The following is a 24624-nucleotide window of genomic DNA, read 5'->3' as shown; positions in this document are numbered from 1 at the left end:
ATGGCCAAGATTACCGCTGGCGTTGGTTCCAGCCACGTTCCGCTGCTGGGTGTTGCCGTGGATCAGGGCAAGAGCCGCGACGATTACTTCGGCCCGATCTTTGCAGGCTATGACTGGACCCGCGAATGGGAAAAGCAGCAGAAGCCCGATGTGGTGATTCTGGTCTATAACGACCATGCATCGGCATTTGATGCGAACATCATCCCGACTTTTGCGATCGGTTGTGGCGAGCGTTACAAATCTGCCGATGAAGGCTGGGGACCGCGCCCTGTGCCCGACGTGGAAGGCCATGCGGACCTTGCCTGGCACATCGCGCAGAGCCTGATCCTTGATGATTTCGACATGACGATCATCAACGAAATGGACGTGGACCACGGATTGACCGTGCCGCTTTCGATGATGTTCGGCCAGCCCGAAGCATGGCCGTGCAAGGTTGTGCCGCTGGCGGTTAACGTGGTGACTTATCCGGTGCCATCGGGCAACCGTTGCTGGGCGCTGGGCGAGGCGATTGCCCGCGCGGTGGAAAGCTTCCCCGAAGACCTGAACGTGCAGATCTGGGGTACTGGCGGCATGAGCCACCAGTTGCAGGGGCCGCGCGCCGGATTGCTGAACCGCGAGTGGGACAACAAGTTTTTGGATATGCTGGAATCCGATGACGATGCGGTGCGGTTTATCCCTCACATCGAATATCTGCGCGAAACCGGCAGTGAAGGCATCGAAATGGTGATGTGGCTGATCATGCGCGGGGCGCTGGGCCGCAAGGTGAAGCGGCTGAACCGGCATTACCATATTCCATGCAGCAACACCGCCATCGGGCACATTGTGCTGGAACCGGTGGATTGATTTTGTGAATTGCCCTTTCCCCTTGAGGGAAGAGGGTTGGGAGAGGGGAGCTCTCTTTATCGTTCCTCACGACATGGGCTGGTGCGAGACTCCCCCTCTCCCCGGCCCTCTCCCCTGAAGGGGAGAGGGAGTCACGTATGCGTATTGCTCTTGCCGGTGCTGGTGCCTTTGGCGAAAAGCATCTTGACGGTTTGAAGAACATCGACGGGGTCGAGATTACCTCGATCATCAGCCGCCGTGCGGAACAGGCCGCAGCCGTGGCCGAAAAATACGGCGCGAAGCATTCCGGCACAGAGCTGGAAGAGGCTTTGGCGCGCGATGATGTGGACGCGGTGATCCTGTGTACGCCAACGCAGATGCATGCAGCGCAAGCAATTGCCTGCATGAAGGCTGGCAAGCATGTGCAGGTGGAAATTCCGCTGGCCGATAGCTGGGCGGATTCAGAAGAAGTGCTGCGGGTGCAACAAGAGACCGGCAAGGTGTGCATGGTTGGCCACACGCGCCGCTTCAATCCTTCGCACCAATATGTGCACAACAAGATTACGGGCGGTGAGTTCAACATCCAGCAGATGGATGTGCAGACGTACTTTTTTCGCCGCAAGAACATGAACGCCAAGGGCGAGGCGCGGTCATGGACCGACCATCTGCTGTGGCACCATGCGGCGCATACGGTTGATCTGTTCGCCTATCAGGCGGGCAAGATCGTGAAGGCCAATGCGGTGGAAGGCCCGATTCATCCGGAACTGGGCATTGCGATGGACATGTCGATCCAGTTGAAGAGCGAGACGGGCGCGATTTGCACGCTGTCGCTTTCGTTCAACAACGACGGGCCGCTGGGCACGTTTTTCCGCTATATCGGCGATACGGCGACTTATATCGCGCGCTATGACGATCTGGTGAATGGCAAGGAAGAGCCGATCGACGTTTCCAAAGTGGACGTCAGCATGAATGGCATCGAATTGCAGGACCGCGAGTTCATCGCCGCGATCCGCGAAGGGCGTGAGCCGAACAGTTCGGTGGCGCAAGTGCTGGATTGCTATCGCGTGCTGGGCGAGCTGGAGAAGCAACTGGCGGCGGGGTGAATTTGCAGGACCTGCGCCAAGCAGGCCGCAACGGGAGAGGATGATGGAAGCCCTTATCGCCTATTCGGGCCGCATGTTTGCACGGCCCCGCTATTATGCCAATGCGCATGAGCGGGACGAGGTGGATATTGCGCCTGTTGCCATGCCGATGCACGATGCGCGTGCGGCAGGAGTGGAGATTGACCGCGAGGGCTTCCAGCTTGTCCGCCACACCAGCGCCGTTGCCGATTTTGCGGACCGCGAAGAGGTGGCGCGGGTGCATATGCGCGAGATCGAGGAACTGGTGCAGGCGGTGACGGGGGCGGATTTCGTCCATGTGGGTGCGCCGGGGCTGCTGCGCTTTTCCGAACGGTCGGGCAAGGCAGGGACGCTGAACAATTCGATGCCCGCACGGTTTGCGCATGTCGACATTTCGGACGGGACCGCTGCGCAGTTTTCGGGGCGCGGGGCGGGCGGGCGGGCCTATGCACGGTCGGCGCATTATAATGTGTGGCGCGCGATCTCTGCGCCTCCGCAGGATGTGCCGCTGGCGCTGTGCGATGCGCGTAGTGTGGTGGCCGATGATCTGATTGCCGCCGATGCGGTGTTTGACGAGGCGGGCAAGCCGGAGTGGTCGTTTGAAGGGCTGGTGGTGGCGCATAACCCTGCGCACCGCTGGCACTGGTTCCCCGACCTGGCGATTGACGAAGCGATCCTGTTCAAGACCAATGACAGCGATTTGGGCCGCGCGCACCATGTGCCGCATGTGGCATTTGACATGCCCGATTGCCCGGCCGACGCTCCGCCACGGGTGAGCATCGAAATGCGCGCGACGGCCTATTGGTGGGCTTGATCGCGGTTGGAAATGCGCTACAACAATCGTAACAATAGTTAGGGTGAGGGTTTGGTTATGGGCGCGTTTCCGCAGACGATCTATTTTCAGGGCCTGAACGAACCGGTCGGGCAAGAGGTGGAATTGCGCGGCTTGCGAGTCGAGGGTGATCTGCCCGCCGAGTTAAGCGGCAGTTTCTATCGCGCGGTGCCCGATCCCGCATTTGCACCGATGTTCGATAGCGATCATACGCTTTCGGGTGATGGGATGGTGAGCCGCCTTTCGTTCAACGCCGATGGCACCGCAGACTTTGCGCAGAAGTACGTCGAAACCGCGCGCTACAAGGCCGAGAAGGCTGCGGGCAAGGCGCTGTTCGGCAAGTACCGCAACCCGTTTACCGATGACGCCAGCGTGAGCGGTGTGGACCGCACCGTGGCGAATACGACGCCGGTTTGGCACGCGGGGCGGCTGTTGATGGCGAAGGAAGACGGGCGGCCTTATCAGGTGGACCCGATCACGCTGGAGACGATCGGATCGTATGACTTTGGCGGCGTGCTGAAGAGCGAGACGATGACGGCGCATGTGCGGATCGATGCCGCGACCGGAGAGCTGTTCTTCTATGGCTATGAGGCTGACGGGCAGGCTTCGGCCAAAGTGGCCTATTGCGTGGTGGCAGCCGATGGCACGCTGAAAAGCGAGCAGTGGTTCGATGCGCCCTATTGCGCGATGATGCACGACTTCACGATTAGCGAGAACTATGCGCTGTTCCCGATTTACCCGACGACGGCAGACCTTGACCGGCTGAAGGCCGGCGGGGAGCATTGGCACCATGAGCCGGAGCTGGATTCATGGCTGGGGGTAATGCCGCGCTATGGTGATGTGAGCGAGATCAAGTGGTTCAAGGGGCCGAAGGGCTGCCATTCGTACCACATGATGAATGCGTGGGAGGATGCAGAGGGCATGCTGCACTTCGATGCATGCCTGAACAACACCAACGCCTTTGCGTTCATCCGCGAACCTTCGGGCATCTTCATGGGGCCGCAGGACGTGGTGGGCGCGCTGACCCGCTGGACGGTGGACCCGCGCAGCGAGGGCGGCGAGGTGACCGAGACGATCATCGGCCCGCCCGGTGATTTTCCGGTTATTCCAGCCAAGTTTCAGGGCAGGCGTTATCCGTTCGGCTTCATGCTTTCGATGAACCCCGCGCTGCAAGGGCCGCCGCTGTTTGCAGGACCGGTAGGCGTGAGCTTCAACATGCTGCTGCGGCTGGACGGGATGGACACGCCCGGCCCCCAAGTGTCGGGCGCGTTGGCGCTGCCGCCGATGGCGGGGTATAACGAGCCGGTCCATGTGCCCGCTGCCGATCCTGCAAAAGACGGCTGGCTGGTGTTCATTGTGGATCAGCAGGTTGGCGATAACCAGTTTGTCCATGAGGCATGGGTGGTGGACGCGGGCAACATTGGCGCAGGGGCCGTGGCCAAAGTCCATATTCCCGCGCGGTTGCGCCCGCAAGTGCACGGTTGGTGGGTGCCGCAAGCGCAGCTTGACGCCCTTTGACCATGGGCAAGATCGTCATCACCGGCGCTTCGGGCAATTATGGTCGTGGCGTGACCGATGCGTTGATTGCGCAAGGACGTGCGGCTGACCTGATCCTGATCACGCGCAAGCCGGAAAAGCTGGCCGAGCGCGCGGCCCAAGGCTGCGATGTGCGCTATGGCGATTTCGACAAGCCCGAAACGCTGGCCGCGGCGGTGCAGGGCGCGGACAAAATGCTGCTGATTTCGGGCACTCGCGTGGGCGCGCGCGTGGTGCAGCATAAGGCGGCGATTGATGCTGCGGCAAGCGCGGGCGTGCAGCACATCGTCTATACCAGCTTTATCGGTATTGATGATCCGGCCAACCCTGCCGAAGTGCGCCACGACCACATTGAAACCGAAGCGCTGATGAAGGCCAGCGGCTGTGCGTGGACGATGCTGCGCGATGCGCACTATGCCGATGCGATGATCCTGATGGCGGGCATTGGCGTGATGCAGACCGGCAAGTGGTTTTCCAACGCGGGCGAGGGCCGCGAGGCGATGGTCTGGCGCGATGACTGCATTGCCAGCGCGGTCGCGGTGCTTTCAGGCGAGGGCCATGAGAACCGGACGTACAATATTACCGGCCCGCAATTGCAGACGTTCCGCGAGGTGACCGCGCTGATGGCGGAAATTACCGGAAAGCCGCTCGAATATGTCTCGCTGGATGATGATGGCCAATATGCGATGTTTGACGCAATGGGCATCCCGCGCCGTCCGGTGGATGATGCCGAGGTGAACGGCATTCCGTGGAACAGCGATGATATGGTGACGTTCGGTCAGGCGATCCGCGAGGGCTTTCTGGAGCTTTGCACCGATGATGTGGAGCGCCTGACAGGACGCACGGCGCGGTCTGTGCGGCAGATGATTGAAGAAAATGTCGAGATGCTGCGGGGGGCGTGACGCGTTCGTTTGCTTCTCAGCGGGAATTATAGCGTTTGAATGCACGACAGGTTTGCAAACCCTTCACGCTGCGACTGAAATCCCCTGACACAAAGTGGCAGGTATCCCATTTGCATAAGGTTTTTGCACTTTCGTCATGCTGAACTGGTTTGGCGAGTATCCCGTCCACATACGTTACCCCTGCTTCGTCACCCCGGACTTGATCCGGGGGCCATCCATCCAGTCACACGGCGGTTTGTGGGGAGAAATGGATGCTGAAACAAGTTCAGCATGACGGAATTTGGACTTTACGGTGCCGATGGGGGCGATGACCAAAGAGGCTCAGGGTCAAAAGTTTTGCTCTAAGGGGGGGCTTTCGGGTTCACGCAGAGACGCGGAGGCTTTTTGTTTTTGGGCGGCCTGGCGTGTTTATAGCGCCCTGCGAAGCAAAGCCTGACCCCGGGTCATGCCCGGGGCGACGAGAGGCGGGGTGGCTGGTTTAGGGATTTTCGCACTTGTCACTGTAATTGCTTTAGATTGTGATGATTTCACACTGATCCAAAACAAGTCCCGTTCGTGTCGAGCGAAGTCGAGACACCGCGCAAAGTGTCTCGACTTCGCTCGACACGAACGGAGATCTGAGTGAGTTTTACGTCATCCCGCTTTAACGCCCTCCGCGTCTCTGCTTCTTATCTGCGCCTCTGCGTGAAAACTTTGAACCTTTGAGATGCACACTGTGTGGCCGTGCGGGAGCAAGTTTTTGCAGGCCATCGTTCTTGAACTCCACCACCCCCAACCCCCTCTTCTGAAGAGTAGGGGGCTTTTTGTTGTGTAACGACACGCCTTATCCGCATTAGTTCGTATGGGGATTTTCGCATTTGCAAAGCATGATTGATGCGAATTTCAAAATCTGTGTTGGCTACTGGGGGCGCAGAAGAGAACGGTAAGGACCAGGCGGATGCGCACCCAGAACATGATCAAAGAAATCAACGATGCCATCGGTGCGCATGGAATGTGGAAAATGCGGCTGCGCACGGCCATCAGTTCGGGCGCTGGCGACGTCCATTCAAGCACCGCGCGCTGCGATGACAAGTGTGCGTTCGGCAAGTGGCTTTATGGCCAGACGATTGATGCAGATACGCGCCCCGGAAAGCCGTATCAGGTCATCCGCCGTCTTCATGCAGAGTTCCACCAGCTTGCAGGCGATGTTCTGGCAAATGTGGAAAAGGGCAATCAGCCCGGTGCCGAGCAGATCTTTACCGGCCCTTATGTCGAGAAATCGGAACGGCTGGTTATGGGTCTGACCAAGTGGAAGGGCGAGTTGTTGCGCGGCTCCGCTTTGGGCACGGGCACACCGCTAGCCGGGTGATTCCTGGCTAGTGCAATGTTGCAAAGAAGCGGGCCCCCGGGTCAAGCCCGGGGCGACGATAGGTCTGGCGGCTGGTTTAGGCGTTTTCGCACCGATCACTGTAATTTCATTAACGTCCCCCAGCGTCTCTGCTTCTTCTCTGCGTCTCTGCGTGAAATCTTTGACTGAGGGGATTTCACGCAGAGACGCGGGGAAGAGAGGGGAGGCGCGGGGGCTTTGTGTTTTGTGCGGGCTGGTGTTTTTATAATGCCCTGCAAAGCAAAGTGGGACCCCGGGTCAAGCCCGGGGAGACGCAATAGTGTCGTGATTTTCAGGCGCGGGAACTAGGGTCAGGACCTATTAATCCCGCCTTCGAGGTTTGAGGCAAAGTGCTTGGAAAGGCAACCAGCCTTCCCGGCGCACCTGTCCGTCCGATATGTTCGCCATTCCGGCGCCTCGAAGGCGGGATTAATAGGTCCTGACCCTAGATCTGCGGCAATTCTCACAAATTCGCCGCGAAGAGCGCCAGCATCCGGCCCCAGGCCTTTTCGGCCTGTTCGCGGTCGTAGACCGGGGCGTCTACGGTGCACCAGCCGTGCTGGGCGGGGTAGACTTCGATTTCGGCGGGGCGGCCTGCGGCATCGGCGGCGGCGCGAAGGGCGGTCTTTTCATCCGGCGCGCGTTCATCATCGTTTTTGGCGATGGCGATGAGGTAGGCGGCCTTGGTCTTTGCCATCAGCTTGCTGGGGGCGTCGGGGCTATCGCCTGCAAGGCCTGCGCCGTGGAACGATGCTGCGGCACCCACGCGGGCCGGATTGGCAAAAGCGGTGCGCACGGTGAACGGGCCACCCATGCAATAGCCGCATGAGCCGATGCGCTTTTTGGTATCGACTTCCTTTTGGCCATCGAGCCAGGCCACGAAAGCGCCAGCATCGGCGATGGTACCTGCAGGCGAGATTTTGGCGATCATCGGTTGCAGCTTTTCGCGGCCTTCGGGTGTGCGCCATTCCATGAGCGAACCCATGATCGGTGCAGGGCTTGACCGGTAATACTGGTTGACCACCAGCACGGCAAAGCCCGCTGTCGCCAGCCGCGTGCCCATGCGGATATAGGCATCACGCAAGCCAGCGATGTCGGGCCACATGATCACGGCGGGATGTTTGCCCTTTGAGGGATAGACGAAGAAGGCATCGGCTTTGCCATCGGGCGTGTCGATCGTCACCGTGCGGCTCATCGTGACAGGGCCGCTGGCCTCGCTGGCGGTGGTGCAGCCCGGAAGCATGGACAAGGCCGCTGCACTTGCGCCCATGGTGGCGAAATCCCGGCGGTTCAGGCCCTTGTTACGCGCCCACGCGGCATTTTCGGCTTCGGTCATCTCATCGCACATGGGCTTGGCGTTCCTTTGGTATCCGTCCGGCGCTCACGATAGCGGAGCAGCCAAAGCCTGCAAGCGCCTTGGTGCGTGCCTTTCAGGTCAGGTCGTCGAGCCGGACGATTTGCCCGGCCTCGGCAGCCTTCATCGCTTCGCGGCGGAGGCGTTCGATGTGCAAACGCGCAGGCGGTGCCTCTTCCTGCGGCAGCGCGGCGAGCGATGTTTCGTAGATTTCACGGAAGTCGTCGGCAAATTCGGGGTGTGTGAAGATCAGGCCATCGTTGCGGGCCATGCCGCGGAAAACCTTCTGGCCGACTTCATATGGGTCCATACCTGCTTCGAATGCGGTGCCGAATTGTTCCAGTTCAGTCCGGTCAGCAGGGGCGAAACCGCTATCGCCAAACGCGGCAGGCCGCTTGAGCGCTGAATCCCAGGCATTGGTGCGGGTGAGCGCCGGGCAGCAAAGGGAGCAGCCGATGCCATGCGGGGCAAGGTTGTAACGCAGTGATTCCGTCAACCCGCGCACGGCAAACTTGCTGGCGGTGTAAATGCCTGCTTGCGGTCCCGGCAGGAACGCCGCCATCGAGGCGACATTGACGACATGGCGCAGCCCGCTTGCCGCCTTGATCCGGGGCAGGAAGCTGACGAGGCCATTGACCACGCCGCCAAAGTTGACGCCCATGATCCAGTCATAATCGGCGTAGCTGGCCTCATCGCTGGGGCCGAACACGCTGACGCCGGCGTTGTTGACCAGTACGTGGACCGCACCGAAGCGGGATTCCACTTGCGCGGCAGCATCGGCAAATGCGGCGCGGTCAGTCACGTCAAGATTGACAAACAGCGGGGCTTCGCGCCCGTTTGCGGCGAACCATTCGGCCGTTTGCGCGCGGTGGTCTTCGTTGCGATAGCTGAGCGCGAGCCGCAGCCCGGCATCGCTTAACGCCTGCGCGATCCCAAGCCCGATGCCGGTTACGCCTCCGGTGACGAACGCCACTTGTCCCGTCCAGTTGCCCATGCTTTTTTCCTCTCGCAATCGCTCTCCAGATTGTTAGTATTACATACAAATAATGCGATTGGGAGAGTCGAAATGTCCGATACCGAAAGCCGCTTTGCCGCGCTTGAAGCGCGTGTGACAGAGCTGGAAGACCTTAACGCAATCCGGCGGTTGCAGTGGGCCTATGGCTATTACATCGATTACAACCGACCCGAGGAAGTGGCTGGTTTGTTTGCCAAAGATGGCGCGGTGGTTTTCCTCTCGGGCGAATATCGCGGTTATGCAGGGGTGATGCGGCTTTACGGGACGTGGTTCCAGAACCTGTTCACCGATGGGCGCAGAGGCCCGGTGCACGGATTGTTGCTGGATCACTTTCAATTGCAGGACGTCATCACGATTTCGCCTGACGGACAAAGCGCGCAAGGGCGGTTCCGGGGCATCCTGGCCGGTGGCTGGCACGACGACATTGTGAGCGCCAAGCCTGAAGGCGTGCCCCAGCAGTTTTGGGAATCCGGCATTTATGAAAACGACTACGTCAAGGAAGACGGCGTCTGGAAGATCAAGCGACTCGATTACATGATGCAGTGGCAGGCCGATTATGAAACGGGCTGGGCCAAGACCATTGCACATTTGCAGCCTGCGGCGGTTTGCTTCCCCGAAAATCCCATTGGCCCCGATGTGCTCCTACCGGAAAAGGAACTGCGCCAGACATGGCCGCACCGGCAAGAAGTGCCGATGAGCTTTGCGCACCCGGTTCTTGCCAAAGCTTTTGCCATTGGCGACTTTACCAGCCTGCAAAAGAAGTGGCCTTGAAGGTCAGGCGGACAGGCAGTCAGGGGGTGAGGCGCCCGATCCGGCCCAGCACCGTGGCTGCTGTCCGCCGGAAGGCTTCGCGATCACGCACAGGGACGCCCTTGAACAGGTCGGCGCTGACTTTGGCCATGATGGGCAGCGTGCGGGAAAAAAGCGCTTGCCCTTCATCGCTCAGGCGCACGGGTTTGCGGCGGCGGTTTGTCTGGTCAAGCCCCGGCTCAACCAGTCCGCGCTGGATGAGGCTGGTTACCGCACGGCTGACGTTCATGGGGGCCACGCCCATGATATCGGACAATTCGTGGCCGGCCAATTCGCCTTCGCCGCCCAATGCCAGCACAATGCGCAAGTCTGTGGGTGTGATACCCATAGGATCGGCCACGCCTTCGCGCATTGGCCCGCCGATGAATGTGCCAAGCTTCAGCAAATCGATCAGCAAAGCGACTTCGCTGTCGATTGCAAGATCGGCATGCGCGGGGCGGGGTATGGCTGGGTTGGGTGTCGCAAGGGATGGCGCGGTATTGGTCATGGCCAATTATCGCCTTGTTCACCGCTGTGGGCAAGAGGGCTGCTTGTGGCGCTGCGCTGTGTGGACTTTTTGCATCACCGACAGGCTTGCGTGAGCTTAGCAAATGTTAGGCTTGCAAAGCGTAAATTAGTATGCCTTACTAACAATCATTCAAGACAGTCTCGTAGAAGACTTTAAGGGAGAGGGGATATGGCAATAGCCACACGTACCGCATCGATTGTGCGCCTGTTTGGTGCAGCAAGCACCGCAGCATTGGCACTTGGTGCCACCACATCTGCGTTTGCGCAAGAAGCGCAGGCGGATCAGGCGCCGACTACCAACGAAATCGTCGTGACCGCGCAGTTCCGCGAGCAGCGTCTGCAAGATACTCCGCTTTCCATCACGGCGGTTGATGCAGCATTGCTGGCTTCGCGCAATCAGACCGATATCTCGCAGATTGCTGCGCAAGCGCCGAACGTGCAATTGACGCAAATGGGCGGCGCATTCGGTTCGTCGATGGCGGCCTATATCCGTGGCATCGGGCAGTACGATTTCAACCCCGCATATGAACCCGGCGTCGGCATCTACATTGATGACGTTTACTTCGCCACGCTCACTGGCAGCGTGATGGATCTGCTCGACCTTGACCGCGTCGAAGTGCTGCGCGGCCCTCAGGGTACGCTCACCGGACGTAACTCGATCGGTGGCGCCATCAAGCTGTTCTCGGCGAAACCATCTGCTGGCAACAGCGGTACGGTTGAGGCCACTTACGGTTCGCGCAACCGCGTTGACATGCGCGCTACGGCCAACTTTGAACTGACCGAAAACCTCTTCGCCCGCATTTCCGGCGTTTACAAGCGTCAGGAAGGCTATGTCGATCAGGTCGATTTCGGCTGTGCCAATCCGGGCAATCCACTGGGCATTGGCGGCATTGCTTCGACTGGCGCGGATTGTGTCGTCGATAAGCTGGGCGAAAAGAACTACTCCGGTATTCGCGGTTCGCTGCGTTACAATCCAAACGACAATGTCGACTGGATCGTGACTGGTGACTACACGTATGAAAACCGCACCAACGCCGCTGGCGTTATAGGCGCGACCAATCCTGCACTGACTGGCGGCGTTGATTTTTCGTGCGGCCGGTTCTGCACTTATGCCAGCTTCTACATGCCTGCTGGCGGCCAGGCGACGCAGGCGTATTATGCCCCGAACACCACGAAGTTCGAAGGCTGGGGCGTATCGAGCAACCTGACGGTTGGTCTTGGCGACAATCTGAACGTTCAGGCGATCACCGCGTACCGCAAATACAATCAGGTGTTCGGCACTGACGACGATTACACGCCCTACAGCCTGATTGCCGGCGCTGGCATCAATGATCTGGACTTCAAGTTCTTCAGTCAGGAACTGCGCCTGAATGGCCAGATCGGTGACACCATCGATTGGACCGTTGGCGGGTTCTATAACAGCCAGACGTCGGTCTACTTCACCCGTCAGGACATCCGTTATATTGTCCCAATTGGCGTGCCGTCGCTGTTCCTGCAATTCCAGGGCAACGATCCGGTCCGCGCGAACAGCAAGGCGGCATTCGGTACGGTGATTTTCCACCCGACCGAAGCGATGACCGTGACCGGCGGCATCCGCTATACCAAGGAGCACAAGGACTACACGTTCGTGCGCACGCAGTGGGATGGCGGCACTCTGAACGACATCTTCGGCGTTGGCGCGCTGAATGGCACCGTGGCCAATTACGATGGCGACAAAGTCGATTGGCGTCTTTCGGTTGACTACCGCTTCAGCCCAGAAGTGCTGGCTTATGCAACGGTCAGCACCGGCTTCAAGGGCGGTGGTGTTACGGCGCGTCCGTTCACCAAAACCCAGGCGGTAAACGGCACGTTTGATCCCGAAACGCTGCGTGCATATGAAGTGGGCTTGAAGACCGACTTGTTTGATCGCAAAGTTCGCCTGAACCTTTCGGCGTTCTACAACGATTACAAGAATATCCAGCTGCCGATTGGCGATTGTTCGGTGCTTGACGGATTTGCTCCGGGCACGGGTCCGTTCCCTTGCGCTGCCATCCAGAATGCTGGCGATGGCGAAATGTACGGACTTGAAGCCGAATTTGCGGCCTCGCCGATTACCGGCTTGGACATCGATGCTTCGCTGAGCTGGATCGATGGCAAGTGGAAGCGCATCGATGCTGCTGCACAAGGCGCGCTGCGTATTGAGGATCCGATCACGACGCCAGCATGGCGCGCCAGCTTCGGCATCCAGTACAAGGCCGATCTTGGCTCATCGGGTTCGATTACCCCGCGCTTCGATCTGTCTTACACAGGCAAGCAAACAATCGGCCGGTTGATCACTGCAGGCGTGTTTAGCCCGCTGCAATACAACCCTTCGATCACGCTGGGCAATGCGCGGGTAACGTGGCGGAATGCGGATGAAGATCTTGCGGTTTCGTTGGAAGTGCAGAACGTGTTCAACAAATACTACTTCCTGCCGCTGCGCTTCCAGGCTGTATATTCGTTCGTAGGCACGTCCTATTCGAACGTGGGCCGTCCGCGCGAATGGGGTGTCACCGTTCGCAAGACGTTCTGATGTTTAAACCGATGGGTTAAGGAAAAGGGGCGGTCGGCAACGGCTGCCCCTTTTTCGGTTCAGTTTGCGACTGGACATAATTTTAACAAATGTTAGCGTAATGGTGGCGAGCCGAAACCGGCCGTTGATGGGAGAGCCCGATGCTGACGCGCGCTGGCTATGATCGCTACGTCGCCGCCTTCAATGCGAAGGACTATGACGCGGTCGCCGACTTTTATGTTGATCCGCCGTTGATGAGCTTCTTTGGAGTCGAAATTCGCTCGCGGCAGGCGCTGAAGAACTTCTATGCGTTTCTCCATGACCATGTTCTGGAAAGCGTTCGCGTCCTGAACTTCGCCGCTTCCGAAACGCTCACTGCCATCGATGGCGTAATCCGGGTTGAAGGCATCAAAGACCTCACTCGCGAAGCATTGGATGCACAAGGGCTCTTTGGCTTCTTCCCCATCGCCAAGGGTGAAGTGCAGGAAATGCGGCAATTCATATTCTACACAATTGAAAACGGACGTATTGCCCGCGTCGAATGCGCGCTGGCACAGGCCTGAGAGGACACACCGACATGACCCCTGAAGGCGTCAACGTAGCCCACCCTGACAAGCTGTTCATTGGCGGGCGCTGGGTTCCGGCCCATTCTGGCCGGATGATTGAACTGGTCTGTCCCAATAGCGAACAGGCTGTGGGCCGTGTGGCCGAAGCGGATGAGGCAGATATGGATGCTGCCGTGGCCGCTGCGCGTGACGCGTTTGACAACGGGCCGTGGCCGACCACACCGCCAGCCGACCGCGTCGAAGCATTTCGCGCGATGGTGGCGCAGCTTGAAAGACGCGTGCCGGAACTGGCGAAGGCGTGGACTGCGCAGATGGGCGGGTTGGCATCATTTGCGGAGCCGATGCATGGCGGCGCGGTGATGGCGCTGGGCCAGATTGCAGGCTTTGCCGAGCAGTTCGAATTTGTGCAGACGCGGCCAAGCCAGGCTGCTGCCGCCGCGCTCATTGCCTATGAACCGGTGGGCGTTGTCGCGGCGATAGCGCCGTGGAACGGGCCGTTCGGGATTATGGCGAACAAGGTGGCCTATGCGCTGCTGACGGGCTGCACGGTGATTATGAAGCCATCGCCCGAAACGCCGCTGGAGGCCTATATCATTGCCGAGGCGGCAGAGGCGGCGGGCATTCCGGCTGGCGTCGTCAATCTGGTGACGGGCCACCGCGAGGCGAGCGATCATCTGGTGTGCAATGAGGGCGTGGACAAGGTTTCGTTCACCGGATCAACCGTTGCGGGCAAGCGCATCGCGTCTGTCTGTGGCGGGCGGATGGCGCGCTGCACGCTGGAACTGGGCGGAAAATCAGCCGCGATCATCCGCGACGATTTCCCGATAGAGGCCGCGGCCAAGATGCTGGCGGGCACGATCACGCTGATGAGTGGGCAAGTGTGCGCGATGTTGAGCCGAGTGATTGTGCCGCGTCACCGGCATGATGAATTGGCGCAGGCCATCGCCGCTGAACTGCGCCAGATCCGCATCGGTTATTCCGATGATCCGGCAACGCAGCTTGGCCCGGTGGCGATGAAGCGCCAGTTGGAACGCATTGAAATGTATATTGAAGAAGGCAAGCAGACGGCTGATCTGGTGACTGGTGGCAATCGCCCGGCGCATCTTGATCGCGGTTATTTCATTGAACCGACGCTGTTTGCCAACGTCAGCAATGACAGCCGCATTTCGCAAGAGGAAATCTTTGGTCCGGTGCTGAGCCTGATCCCGGTCGAGGACGAAGAGGACGCGATCCGCACGGCCAATGCCAGCGCTTACGGCTTGAACGGATCAGTGCTGACGACAGACGCCGATGCGGCCTATCGTATTGCGCGGCGCGTGCGCACCGGCGGCTTTGGCCAGAACGGGTTGCGGATGGATTTCGGCCTGCCATTTGGTGGTTTCAAGCAATCGGGCATCGGGCGTGAAGGTGGGCCTGAGGGCCTGCTGCCTTATCTTGAACTGAAGACGATCTTGATCGATTCAATGCCGTCGGCGCTATGATTTCAGGAGAGGGTATGACCAACCACGTTGCGGGAAAGTCCATCGTCATAACGGGTGCGGGCGGCGGTTTTGGCAGTCTTGTTTCGCGCAAAGCGGCGGCCATGGGCGCGTTTGTGACTTGCGGCGACATCGATTTGGCTGCTGCACAAGGCGTGGTGGACGCTATTGTTGCAGCAGGCGGCAAGGCGCAGGCGGTTGAGGTTGATGTGACCAGCCTTGCGGCGACCAAAGCGCTGGTGGCCCGCGCGGTTGCGGCGTTTGGCGCAGTTGATGTGATGATCAACAACGCCGGGATCATGCCGCTGGATTTCTTCGCCGATCACGAAGCGGCCTATGCTGCGTGGGAGCGTTGCATCGATATCAACATCAAGGGCGTGCTGAACGGCATGGTCGCAGCCTATGATCCGATGATGGCGGCAGGGCGCGGGCAGATGATCAACCTGTCATCGATTTACGGCAATTTTCCGGTGATCGGCGCGGCGGTTTATGGCGCTTCGAAAGCGGCGGTGAATTTCCTGTCAGAATCGCTCCGTGTGGAAAGCCGGGGGAAGATCAAGGTCACCACGGTCAAGCCAACCGGCGTGCCGACGACCGGCCTTTCGGGCACGGTGGTGAACCAGGCGGCGGGGATCGGGATCGTTGCGCATAATATGCCCGAATTCATGGAGATGGTGGGGCAAATGGGCGAGGGTACTTTTCCGGCAGAACGGCTGGACCCGGCATCGATGGACTATGCCAGCCTTGCGCCTGAACACATTGCCGATGCGATTATCCACGCCATCAACCAGCCATGGGGCGTTTCCATTGCCGACGTGACGGTGCGCGCGGCAGGCGATCATTTTGTGTTGTGATGCAGAGCTTTCGAGTGGCCGGGATCAGCCGAACACCGCGTGATAGAGCGCTTCAATTTCGGCCAGTTCTGCCACACGCGGATTGTTTGCAGGCGATCCTGAGGCCACTGCCTGCCGCGCCATTTCGGGCACCAGTCCGGTCCACTGTGTTTCGGAAATCCCGTGTGAGCGTGGTGTTGGCACGTTCAAATCCGCATTGAGCGCGGTCAATTCCGCAATCAACCGCGCGACCGCTGCCTGATCGCCCTCATCCTCACGCGCGACGCCCATTGCACGGGCACATGCGGCATAGCGGCCCAGCGCAGATGGCGCGGAAAAGGCGGTTATCGCAGGCAAGAGCATCGCATTGGAAAGCCCGTGCGGGACATGGAAAAACGCGCCGATGGGCCGGCTCATCCCATGCACCAGCGCCACGCTGGCATTGGAGAATGCAACCCCGGCATGGTGCGCGCCGACCATCATCGCCTCACGCGCTGTGCGATTTTCAGGCTGTGCGCAAGCGGTGCGGATATTGGGCGCAATCAGCCGCATCGCCGATAGCGCCATCGCATCGGAGAACGCATTGGCGCGGCGCGAGACATAGGCCTCTATCGCATGGGTCAGCGAATCAATCCCCGTATCTGCGGTCAGCCGCGCGGGTTTGCCCATGGTCAGTTCAAAATCGACAATGGCGATGGTCGGCAAAAACGCGAGGCCCGCGCAGAGCATTTTCTCCTGGCTTGCCTCGTCGGTCAGGATCGTAAAGCGCGTTGCTTCAGACCCGGTTCCCGCCGTGGTTGGCACCGCGATGATCGGCAGGCCCGGCACGTCGGTTGTTGCAGGGGCTTTCATCGTCGGGATCGGGCGCGGATCAAGCGCCAGCGCGGCAATCGCTTTGGCCGTGTCAATCGGGCTGCCGCCGCCAAAGCCGATCACGCAATCACAACCGCTCCAGCGCAAGCTATCCAGCGCCTGTTCTACTACTGCCACGGTGGGATCAGGCACTGTTTCGGCAAAGACTTGCGCCGTCATCCCCGCAGCTTCGAGCACGGCCACCATTCGGGCGACCATCCCCGATTGTACCAGAAACGCATCGGTCACCACGAAGGGACGGCCAAGCCCGCATTGGGCCATCGCTTCCGGCAGTTCTGCCAAAGTCCCGCCGCCAACGCGGATGATACGCGGTAAATTGATCGCAGCCATGTGAAGCCTTTCTGGTCCTGCAGCCATCCGACCGCAATTTGTGCGATGCTGCAAGGGGTGAAAAGCGGGGGGCGGGGCGAAGACCTAGTCTTTCGTGTCTTTTTGCCCGGCAAGCTTGCCTGAAAGTCTGGTCACATCGGGGTAGGGCATGATCAACGTGCCATCTGGCGCGGCGGTGTAGGACGTTTGCGTGGGATAGGCGAGGCTGATGCCCTCGGCGGCAAAGCGCTGCACAATGGTTACCAGCAAGCGGTCCCGCACCGGATGGGCAATCGCCCAATCAGCGCCGGGCACGTCAACAATGAACGCAAAATCAAGCGAACTGGCTGAAAATGCTTCAAAGCCCGCGCGCGCCACGGTGGAATTCTCGGCCTCGCCCATTTCGCGCAGCATGGCGGGGATGCGTGCCAGGGTGTCGGGATCAGTTTCGTATGTCACGCCCAGTGTGAACGAAAGGCGGATGTGGTGGCGGGCAGAGACGTTGCGGATTTCCTTGTCGAGCAGGTTCTTGTTTGAAACGATCAGCATTTCGCCCGAAACCAGACGGATGCGGGTGGTGCGCATGCCGATTTGCACCACCGTGCCCAGATGTTCGCCAAAGCCGATTGTCTGCCCCACTTTAAAGGGCCGGTCGAACAGGATGGAAATCCCTGCGAACAGATCCGAAAAGATGCCCTGCGCGGCAAGGCCGATGGCAATGCCGCCCACGCCCAGCCCGGCAACAAGGCCCGCGACATTAACCCCCAGATTGCCAAGGATCAGCACAATCGCAATGGCGAAGACCAGAAACGTCACCATCACGCGGATGATGCCCATGGCAGACACCAGCGCGCCGTGGTCTTGATCAGTGCCGCCCGCGCGATGTTCAACAAAGCCCAGCACCAGTTCACGCACCCAGATTGCTGCCTGAACGGTCATGCCGATGGTGAAGAAAAAGCCGATGGTCTGATCAAGGAACTGCGGCGTCTGGGCATAGCCGCTGACGATCCGCGCGGCCAGGATCACCAGAAACCAGAACCGCGTCCGCGCCGCCATTCTTCCGACAATCGTGCGCCAGCCAACCAGCGCCTGTTCATCGTGGCATAACCGCTGCGCCAGTTTCTGCACTGCCAGCAACAGAACCACGATCGCTGCTGCAAACCCTGCGGCGATGGCGATTTTCAGCCAGTTGTCGGAAATCCAGCCAGAGGTTTCAGCGATGAACATCTGTATTTGGGCGGGCACATCAGGCGCGGGATTGCTGCGGGGAATTGGCATGAAGCGGCGCTGGTCCTTCGCGGGCTGTTGCTCACAGGGGTTGGGCAGAGGGGCAAAGACCCGGGCGCGAAGCGTTCACGGCCACCCGTACGTGCCTATTTCAAATCACCAATGTCCAGACGGTTCCCGAAAATTACCGGCCCTGCATATCGCGCGCTTCTGCCGGAATGTGTACCACCAAGCCGTCGAGCGCCTCGGTCAGTTCAATCTGGCAGGACAGGCGGCTGGTGCGCGTGACGCCGGCGGCAAGATCGAGCATGTCCTCTTCATCGTCGATGGCGGCGGGCAGTTTGTCGAACCATTCGGCGTCGATCACCACGTGACAGGTCGAGCAGGCCATCTGCCCTTCACACGTGCCTTCCAATGGCATGCCTTTGGCCTGGCCCAGTTCCAGCAGGCGCGTTCCGGCCTCACCTTGCGCGGCGATCTTTTCGCCCTGCGGCGTTACGAAGGTGACGCAAACCATGGCTTATAAGACTCCCTGCAGCTTCGCCGCGGCATGGATTGCCGCTGCGGCCTCAACCAGATCATCTTCCCGAGTATAGCGTCCGAACCCTAGCCGGATCGCGGTTTTGCTAATCCTGTCCGAAAGTTGCAGCGCGCGCAAGACATGGCTTGGCCTGCCGGACCCGCTGGAACATGCTGATCCTGCAGAAAATGCCACAGTGCGGCATTCTGACAACAGCCGCGCCACATCCAGCCCGTCGAGCCGCAGGTTCAGATTGCCGTGCCACCGCTGTGTCGCGCTGCCGTTCAGCGTCCAACCGGCGAACAGGGATTGGGCCAGCGTCCACAGCTTTTCCACATGGTTTCCATCGCTTTCCCGCAAGGTTGCACACAGCGCCGCCGCTGCACCGAACCCGGCACACAGCGCGGGGCTAAGCGTGCCGGACCGCAAGCCGCCTTCCTGCCCGCCGCCGTGGATCAAGGGCGCAAGGGCGACGCCATCACGCACCCACAAGGCGCCGATCCCTTTGGGGCCGTATAGTTTGTGCGAGGATACGGCGATCATGTCTGCCCCGTCAGGCGCGGCCAGTTTTCCGGCGCCTTGCACGGCATCGCACACAAATAGCGCGCCTATCGCGCGCGCGCGCGCTGCCAGTGCATCGACCGGCTGCACCGTGCCGATTTCATTGTTCACCTGCATCACCGCGACCAAGCCGGTGCCATCGGGGATGGGGACATCAGGGGCGACAAGGCCCGCCGCATCCACGGGCAGAACCGCCACATCGGGATCAACAAACCGCGCGGTATCCAGCACCGCTGCGTGTTCAATGGCCGATACCGCCAGCTGCTTTCGGCCCGATCCGATAATTGCCAGATTCAATGCCTCGGTCGCGCCCGAGGTGAAGATCACCCGCCCGCCAGCGGGAAACAGCGACGCCACTTGCGCGCGCGCGACCTCGACCGCCGCCGCTGCTGCGCGCCCGTATTTGTGGGGGCTGTGCGGGTTGGCAAAGCCCGGCGCTTCCGGCCCTGCCAGCCAAGGCATCATCGCCGCGCGCGCTTCGGGGGCAAGCGGCGTTGTCGCCTGATAGTCGAGGTAAATCATCCCCGGATTTCCCGCCACACCGCCACAAAACGCGCGATGTCATCCGCCGTCGTCTCACGACCGATCGACACGCGGATCACCTCGCTCAACCCCTCAACGCCCATTGCGGTCAGCACATGGCTGGCCTTCAATGACCCAGACGAGCAGGCGCTGCCCGCCGAAACGGCGATGCCTGCGCCATCAAACCGGATCAATTGGGCCGCGCTGGATTTGCCGGGCATGCGATAAGCGCCGATGGTCGGGCTGCGCGGCGCGTTTGCCGCGATCACCACTGCGCCCATTTCAAGCAACTGCTTCTCCAGCGATTCGCGTAAGGTCGCAGCGGACGCAAGCCAATCATGCCCCGCCTCAAGCGCGGCTGCCATGGCCAGGACTTGCGGCAAGGGTTCGGTCCCTGCGCGATAGCCGCGTTCCTGGCCGCCGGTGGGGACAAGCAGGCCATATTCGCGCACGAGCAATGCGCCAATGCCCACCGGCCCGCCAAACTTGTGCGCCGATAACGCGATCATGTCAGCTTCTGGAAGCGCAAGCTTCCCGGCGCTTTGTGCCGCGTCCACCAGTAGCCTTGCGTTGCGGGATCGGACCAGTTCCGCAATGGCCGCCAAATCCTGCACAACACCGGTTTCGCTGTTGACGTGCTGGATTGCCACCAGCGCTGGCTCTGATCCCATAAGGGCTTGTTCTAATTTGGAAAAGTTGACCTTCCCATCGGGCGAGACGCCAATCCGCACGGCATCGGGCGTCAACCGCAGCACGGCTTCATGTTCAACCGCGCTGGTGATGGTGCGCAAAGTCTTGGCCCGCGAAGCTTTGCTGATCCCGATGTCCAGCGCCTCGCTTGCGCCGCTGGTGAAGATCACTTCACCAGTCCAGCCGAGCGCTGCCTTGATCCGCGCGCGCGCATCTTCCAATGCCGCCCGCGCCGCACGGCCCGCTTTGTGCGGGCTGGAAGGGTTGGCCCAGATGCGAAAACCCTCCTCCATCGCGGCCAAAGCGGCTGGCAGGAGCGGGGTTGTTGCAGCGTGGTCAAGATAGATCGGCAAAGGAATATCCGGAAAAGTTGCTTTTAGGACGTTGCTTTCTATATAGCCAGCAACACATTTCCCAGCCCCGGCAGCTTCTGCCGTCGCGGCCAGAACACAGGCAACCAAAACAGGCAATGCCCTCAGTCATTTTTCCCGGTCCAGAAGGCCGCCTCGAAGGCCGTTTCCAACCCGCTTCGCGTCCACGCGCGCCCGTGGCGATGATCCTGCATCCGCACCCGCAAGCGGGCGGCACGATGAATGATCGCATCACGCAGGCCATGTACAAGACATTCGTCGCGCGCGGATTTGCCACATTGCGGTTCAATTTCCGCGGCGTTGGCCGCAGCCAGGGTTCGTTCGACAATGGCATCGGTGAATTGTCCGATGCGGCATCGGCGCTGGATTGGGTGCAGTCCATCCACCCCGAAGCCAGCACGACATGGATTGCGGGCTATTCGTTCGGCGCGCTGATCGGCATGCAATTGCTGATGCGCCGTCCGGAAATCCGTGGCTTCATCTCGGTCGCGCCGCCTGCGAACATGTATGATTTCAGCTTTCTGGCACCGTGCCCCGCTTCGGGCATCATCGTGCAGGGTACTGCCGATACGGTGGTGACGCCCAACGCGGTGCAAAAGCTGGTCGACAAACTGCGCACGCAAAAGCACATCACCATCCACCACGATGAAATCCCGCGGGCCAACCATTTCTTCGAAAACGAAATGGATGACATGATGCGCGCCGTCGACAATTACCTCGACTTCCGCCTCTCACCAGAATGCCCCATCCGCTAAACCGGTTCTCCCGGCTTTAGCCATTCATCCGGCAAAGGGGGTGCAGACCGGTAAAGGTGCAGAACGATTGTTCGCCTTTTGCCCGGTCTGTACCCTCTTTGTTGTCATCTGACCTTAGTCCGCGAGGGCTCCGATCAGTGCGGCTGAGAAGGCAGGGATATCGTCTGGCATGCGGCTGGTGATGAAGTTGCCGTCGATGGCGACTTCCTGATCCACCACATTGGCGCCTGCATTGGCAAGATCGGTGTGGATCGATTGCCAGCCGGTGATGGTGCGGCCATCAACAATGTCGGCCTCAACCAGCAACCACGGGCCGTGGCAGATTGCGGCGATGGGTTTGCCCGCATCGTCAAAATCAATCACGAGATCGACCGCGTCTTCGTTCATGCGCAGAATATCGGGGTTCATCTGGCCACCGGGCAGCAGCAGGGCGTCAAAATCCGCTGCAGAAACCTGATCAAGCGTGGCGTCAACGCGGACGCTATCGCCCCAGTTCTTGTCTTTCCAGCCCTTGATCGAACCGGGATTCGGGCTGACGACGACGGTTTCAAATCCAGCGTCTTCAAGCGCTTTTTTGGGCCCCAACAGTTCGGATTGTTCAAAACCATCGGTCGCGAGGATCAGGACGCGTTTGCTCATGGGTGTTCTCCGGGGAAAAGGGTGGCCGCCAAACAGGGACGGGCCGTGCCTCTACAATTGACGGGCGATGGGGTTGTTCCCCAGCTTTCCTTCAGCGCCCTTTTGTTTAGGGGGCCAGCTTGCTAAGCCCCGCAGGCCATGGCGATCACCACAGACAACGAACCCGATCCGTTTGACGCTATTGTCGACGCGCCTTTCGATTCCGCGCTTTCGCAGCGGTATCTGGTCTATGCGATGTCGACCATTACCGCGCGATCCTTGCCGGATTTGCGCGATGGGCTGAAGCCGGTCCACCGCCGCCTGTTGTGGGCGATGCGCCAGTTGAAGCTGGACGCGACCGGCGCATACAAAAAGTCGGCGCGCGTGGTGGGCGATGTGATCGGCAAATATCACCCGCACGGCGATGCCAGCGTTTATGATGCGATGGTGCGTTTGGCGCAGGATTTTGCGCTGCGCTATCCGCTGGTCGAAGGCCAGGGCAACTTCGGCAATATCGATGGCGATAACGCGGCAGCATACCGCTATACTGAAGCGCGCCTGACCAAGACCGCGATGCGGCTGATGGCGGGGCTGGAAGACGGCACGGTTGATTTCCAGCCGACGTATAATGGCGAAGAGGAAGAGCCGGAGATTTTTCCGGGCTTGTTCCCGAACCTTCTGGCCAACGGTTCCAGCGGCATTGCCGTGGGCATGGCGACCAATATCCCGAGCCACAATGTGGCCGAAATTGTCGATGCGACGCTGCTGCTGATTGATAATCCGGCGGTAGAACACGAACAATTGATGCAGGTGTTCCACGGGCCTGATTTGCCGACTGGCGGCATCGTGGTGGACAGTCCCGCGACGATTTCAGCGGCCTATGCCAGCGGGCGCGGGGCGATCCGCGTGCGCGGGCGCTTTTCCACAGGGCGCGACGAGGCGGGCAATTGGGAAGAAACGGGGATTGAGAAGCTGGGCAGTGGCCAGTGGCAACTGGTCATTTCCGAAATTCCCTATCAGGTGCAGAAGAGCAAGCTGATCGAGCAGATTGCGCAGCTTATCGCCGATAAAAAGCTGCCGATCCTTGAAGACGTGCGCGATGAATCTGACGAGCAGATCCGGCTGGTGCTGGTGCCCAAAAGCCGCAACATCGATCCTGAACTGCTCAAGGAATCGCTGTTCCGGCTGACCGATCTGGAAAACCGGTTCGGGTTGAACCTCAACGTGCTGGATGCGCGGCGCACGCCCGGCGTGATGGGCCTGAAGCTGCTGTTGCAGGAATGGGTGATTTCCCAGATCGACATTCTGCTGCGCCGTTCGCGGCACCGGCTGGACAAGATCGCCAGCAGGCTGGAACTGGTCGGCGGCTATATCATTGCTTACCTCAACCTTGACCGGATCATCGAGATTATCCGCACCGAGGATGAGCCAAAGCCGATCATGATGGCCGAGTTTGACCTGACCGACCGGCAGGCCGAAGCCATCCTGAATATGCGGCTACGGTCTTTGCGCAAGCTTGAGGAAATGGAGCTACGCAAGGAGCAGGCCGATCTGCTGGCCGAGCAGGAAGAACTGCTCACACTGCTGGACAGCCCTGCGTTGCAGAAAAAGCGGTTGAAGGCCGATCTGAAGGCACTGCGCAAGGAATACGGGCCGGAAACGCTACTGGGCCGCCGCCGCACGACGATTGCCGAAGCTGCGCCGACGCGCGAATTCAGCATGGACGCGATGATCGAGAAGGAGCCGGTGACGGTGATCCTTTCGGCCAAAGGCTGGATCAGGGCGGCCAAGGGGCATTTGCCTTTGGACGGCGATTTCAAGTTCAAGGAAGGCGATGGCCCTGCCTTTGCGTTCCACTGCCAGACGACGGACAAGCTGCTGGTGGCGGTGGACAACGGGCGGTTCTATACGCTGGGCGCGGACAAACTGCCCGGCGCGCGCGGCTTTGGCGAGCCGATCCGCACGATGGTGGACATCGATCCCGAAGCGCACATCGTGGATGTGGTGATTTACAAGCCCAAGGGGCAGTTGCTGCTGGCGGCCAACACCGGGCGCGGCTTTGCGGCTGAAATGGACGAACTGCTGGCCGAAACGCGCAAAGGGCGGGGCGTGGTTTCAACCAAGCCCGGCGTGAAACTGGTGGCCGTGCGCGAAATTGCGGCAGAGCACGATCATGTTGCGGTGATCGGCGACAACCGCAAGCTGGTGGTGTTCGGCCTTTCTGAAGTGCCGATCCTCGCCAAGGGCCAAGGCGTGACGCTGCAGCGCTATAAGGACGGCGGCATGGCCGATGTGATCACGCTGAAGCTGGAAGACGGCCTGTCGTGGGCAATGGGCGGCGATTCTGGCCGCACGCGGATGGAGAAGGACTTGCTGCCGTGGAAGGTTGCGCGGGGTGCAGCGGGGCGCTTGCCGCCGAACGGTTTCCCGAGGGACAACAAGTTCTGAAGGGGTGTTCGAGCTTGGATGAGAGCGCGGCCTCGGTAGACGGTCGCTCTTCAAAAGG

The 24624-nt window shown here is 60.1% G+C and carries 22 protein-coding genes; 13 read left to right on the top strand and 9 right to left on the bottom strand.

Annotated features, from left to right (window positions below):
* From B7Y89_RS14965 to B7Y89_RS14940, 6 genes are all read left to right on the top strand, one after another.
* Positions 1-843, top strand: a complete 843-nt coding sequence (locus tag B7Y89_RS14965) for a class III extradiol dioxygenase subunit beta (protein WP_292939299.1) — start codon at positions 1-3, stop codon at positions 841-843.
* A 137-nt stretch (positions 844-980) separates the two neighbouring features.
* Positions 981-1925, top strand: coding sequence for a Gfo/Idh/MocA family oxidoreductase (locus B7Y89_RS14960; RefSeq protein ID WP_292939298.1), 945 nt, complete (start codon positions 981-983; stop codon positions 1923-1925).
* A 40-nt stretch (positions 1926-1965) separates the two neighbouring features.
* The gene (locus tag B7Y89_RS14955) at positions 1966-2757 is read left to right on the top strand and encodes a CmcJ/NvfI family oxidoreductase (protein ID WP_292939297.1); all 792 of its coding nucleotides are present in this window, start codon (positions 1966-1968) and stop codon (positions 2755-2757) included.
* Between the two features lie 57 nt (positions 2758-2814).
* Positions 2815-4293 carry a carotenoid oxygenase family protein gene (locus B7Y89_RS14950; RefSeq protein WP_292939296.1) on the top strand — a complete coding sequence of 493 codons (1479 nt, stop codon included), beginning with the start codon at positions 2815-2817 and terminating at the stop codon, positions 4291-4293.
* 2 nt (positions 4294-4295) lie between these two features.
* Positions 4296-5213: an SDR family oxidoreductase gene (locus B7Y89_RS14945; protein WP_292939295.1), complete on the top strand. Its 918-nt coding sequence runs from the start codon at positions 4296-4298 to the stop codon at positions 5211-5213.
* A 937-nt stretch (positions 5214-6150) separates the two neighbouring features.
* Positions 6151-6561, top strand: coding sequence for a CZB domain-containing protein (locus tag B7Y89_RS14940; protein WP_292939294.1), 411 nt, complete (start codon positions 6151-6153; stop codon positions 6559-6561).
* 481 nt (positions 6562-7042) lie between these two features.
* Here B7Y89_RS14940 and B7Y89_RS14935 read toward each other — a convergent pair whose 3' ends face one another.
* On the bottom strand, positions 7043-7927 hold the full coding sequence (locus tag B7Y89_RS14935) for a dienelactone hydrolase family protein (RefSeq protein WP_292939293.1): 885 nt from the start codon (positions 7925-7927) through the stop codon (positions 7043-7045).
* Between the two features lie 82 nt (positions 7928-8009).
* Entirely contained in the window at positions 8010-8927 is a 918-nt protein-coding gene (locus tag B7Y89_RS14930) for an SDR family oxidoreductase (protein WP_292939292.1), read from the bottom strand.
* Between the two features lie 72 nt (positions 8928-8999).
* Between B7Y89_RS14930 and B7Y89_RS14925 the strand changes: the two genes are divergently transcribed.
* Complete coding sequence (locus B7Y89_RS14925; protein ID WP_292939291.1) at positions 9000-9719, top strand: nuclear transport factor 2 family protein; 720 nt, start codon at positions 9000-9002, stop codon at positions 9717-9719.
* Positions 9720-9738: 19 nt separating this feature from the next.
* Here B7Y89_RS14925 and B7Y89_RS14920 read toward each other — a convergent pair whose 3' ends face one another.
* The gene (locus B7Y89_RS14920) at positions 9739-10245 is read right to left on the bottom strand and encodes a MarR family transcriptional regulator (protein ID WP_292939290.1); all 507 of its coding nucleotides are present in this window, start codon (positions 10243-10245) and stop codon (positions 9739-9741) included.
* Positions 10246-10434: 189 nt separating this feature from the next.
* Between B7Y89_RS14920 and B7Y89_RS14915 the strand changes: the two genes are divergently transcribed.
* From B7Y89_RS14915 to B7Y89_RS14900, 4 genes are all read left to right on the top strand, one after another.
* Positions 10435-12816, top strand: a complete 2382-nt coding sequence (locus B7Y89_RS14915; protein ID WP_292939289.1) for a TonB-dependent receptor — start codon at positions 10435-10437, stop codon at positions 12814-12816.
* Positions 12817-12956: 140 nt separating this feature from the next.
* Positions 12957-13358: a nuclear transport factor 2 family protein gene (locus B7Y89_RS14910; RefSeq protein ID WP_292939288.1), complete on the top strand. Its 402-nt coding sequence runs from the start codon at positions 12957-12959 to the stop codon at positions 13356-13358.
* A 14-nt stretch (positions 13359-13372) separates the two neighbouring features.
* Positions 13373-14842 (top strand): aldehyde dehydrogenase, encoded by a 1470-nt coding sequence (locus B7Y89_RS14905; protein ID WP_292939287.1) that lies wholly within the window; start codon positions 13373-13375, stop codon positions 14840-14842.
* Between the two features lie 14 nt (positions 14843-14856).
* The gene (locus B7Y89_RS14900; protein WP_292939286.1) at positions 14857-15693 is read left to right on the top strand and encodes an SDR family NAD(P)-dependent oxidoreductase; all 837 of its coding nucleotides are present in this window, start codon (positions 14857-14859) and stop codon (positions 15691-15693) included.
* Positions 15694-15717: 24 nt separating this feature from the next.
* On the opposite strand, the gene B7Y89_RS14895 is transcribed toward B7Y89_RS14900, so the two are convergent.
* The 5 genes from B7Y89_RS14895 to B7Y89_RS14875 form a co-directional block, all read right to left on the bottom strand.
* A complete protein-coding gene (locus B7Y89_RS14895) occupies positions 15718-16875 on the bottom strand; it encodes an iron-containing alcohol dehydrogenase (protein WP_292939285.1) in 1158 nt (385 codons plus the stop codon).
* Positions 16876-16959: 84 nt separating this feature from the next.
* Entirely contained in the window at positions 16960-18132 is a 1173-nt protein-coding gene (locus B7Y89_RS14890) for a mechanosensitive ion channel family protein (RefSeq protein ID WP_292939284.1), read from the bottom strand.
* Between the two features lie 133 nt (positions 18133-18265).
* Positions 18266-18598: a 2Fe-2S iron-sulfur cluster-binding protein gene (locus B7Y89_RS14885; RefSeq protein ID WP_292939283.1), complete on the bottom strand. Its 333-nt coding sequence runs from the start codon at positions 18596-18598 to the stop codon at positions 18266-18268.
* A 3-nt stretch (positions 18599-18601) separates the two neighbouring features.
* Positions 18602-19684 (bottom strand): aminotransferase class V-fold PLP-dependent enzyme, encoded by a 1083-nt coding sequence (locus tag B7Y89_RS14880; RefSeq protein ID WP_292939282.1) that lies wholly within the window; start codon positions 19682-19684, stop codon positions 18602-18604.
* On the bottom strand, positions 19681-20733 hold the full coding sequence (locus tag B7Y89_RS14875; protein ID WP_292939326.1) for an aminotransferase class V-fold PLP-dependent enzyme: 1053 nt from the start codon (positions 20731-20733) through the stop codon (positions 19681-19683). Before B7Y89_RS14875 ends, B7Y89_RS14880 begins: the two co-directional genes overlap by 4 nt.
* 110 nt (positions 20734-20843) lie before the next feature.
* On the opposite strand from B7Y89_RS14875, the gene B7Y89_RS14870 reads away from it, so the two are divergent.
* Complete coding sequence (locus B7Y89_RS14870; protein WP_292939281.1) at positions 20844-21500, top strand: alpha/beta hydrolase; 657 nt, start codon at positions 20844-20846, stop codon at positions 21498-21500.
* Between the two features lie 114 nt (positions 21501-21614).
* On the opposite strand, the gene B7Y89_RS14865 is transcribed toward B7Y89_RS14870, so the two are convergent.
* Positions 21615-22139 carry a type 1 glutamine amidotransferase domain-containing protein gene (locus B7Y89_RS14865; RefSeq protein WP_292939280.1) on the bottom strand — a complete coding sequence of 175 codons (525 nt, stop codon included), beginning with the start codon at positions 22137-22139 and terminating at the stop codon, positions 21615-21617.
* Between the two features lie 138 nt (positions 22140-22277).
* Here B7Y89_RS14865 and parC point away from each other — a divergent pair, with 138 nt between their 5' ends.
* The gene (gene parC, locus B7Y89_RS14860; RefSeq protein ID WP_292939279.1) at positions 22278-24566 is read left to right on the top strand and encodes a DNA topoisomerase IV subunit A; all 2289 of its coding nucleotides are present in this window, start codon (positions 22278-22280) and stop codon (positions 24564-24566) included.
* Positions 24567-24624: the final 58 nt, after the last annotated feature.

The organism is Novosphingobium sp. 32-60-15 (assembly GCF_002280675.1).
In the GTDB taxonomy this organism is placed as follows: domain Bacteria; phylum Pseudomonadota; class Alphaproteobacteria; order Sphingomonadales; family Sphingomonadaceae; genus Novosphingobium.
Note: the sequence above shows the minus strand (reverse complement) of the source record. Positions and strands in the feature narration are given on the sequence as shown.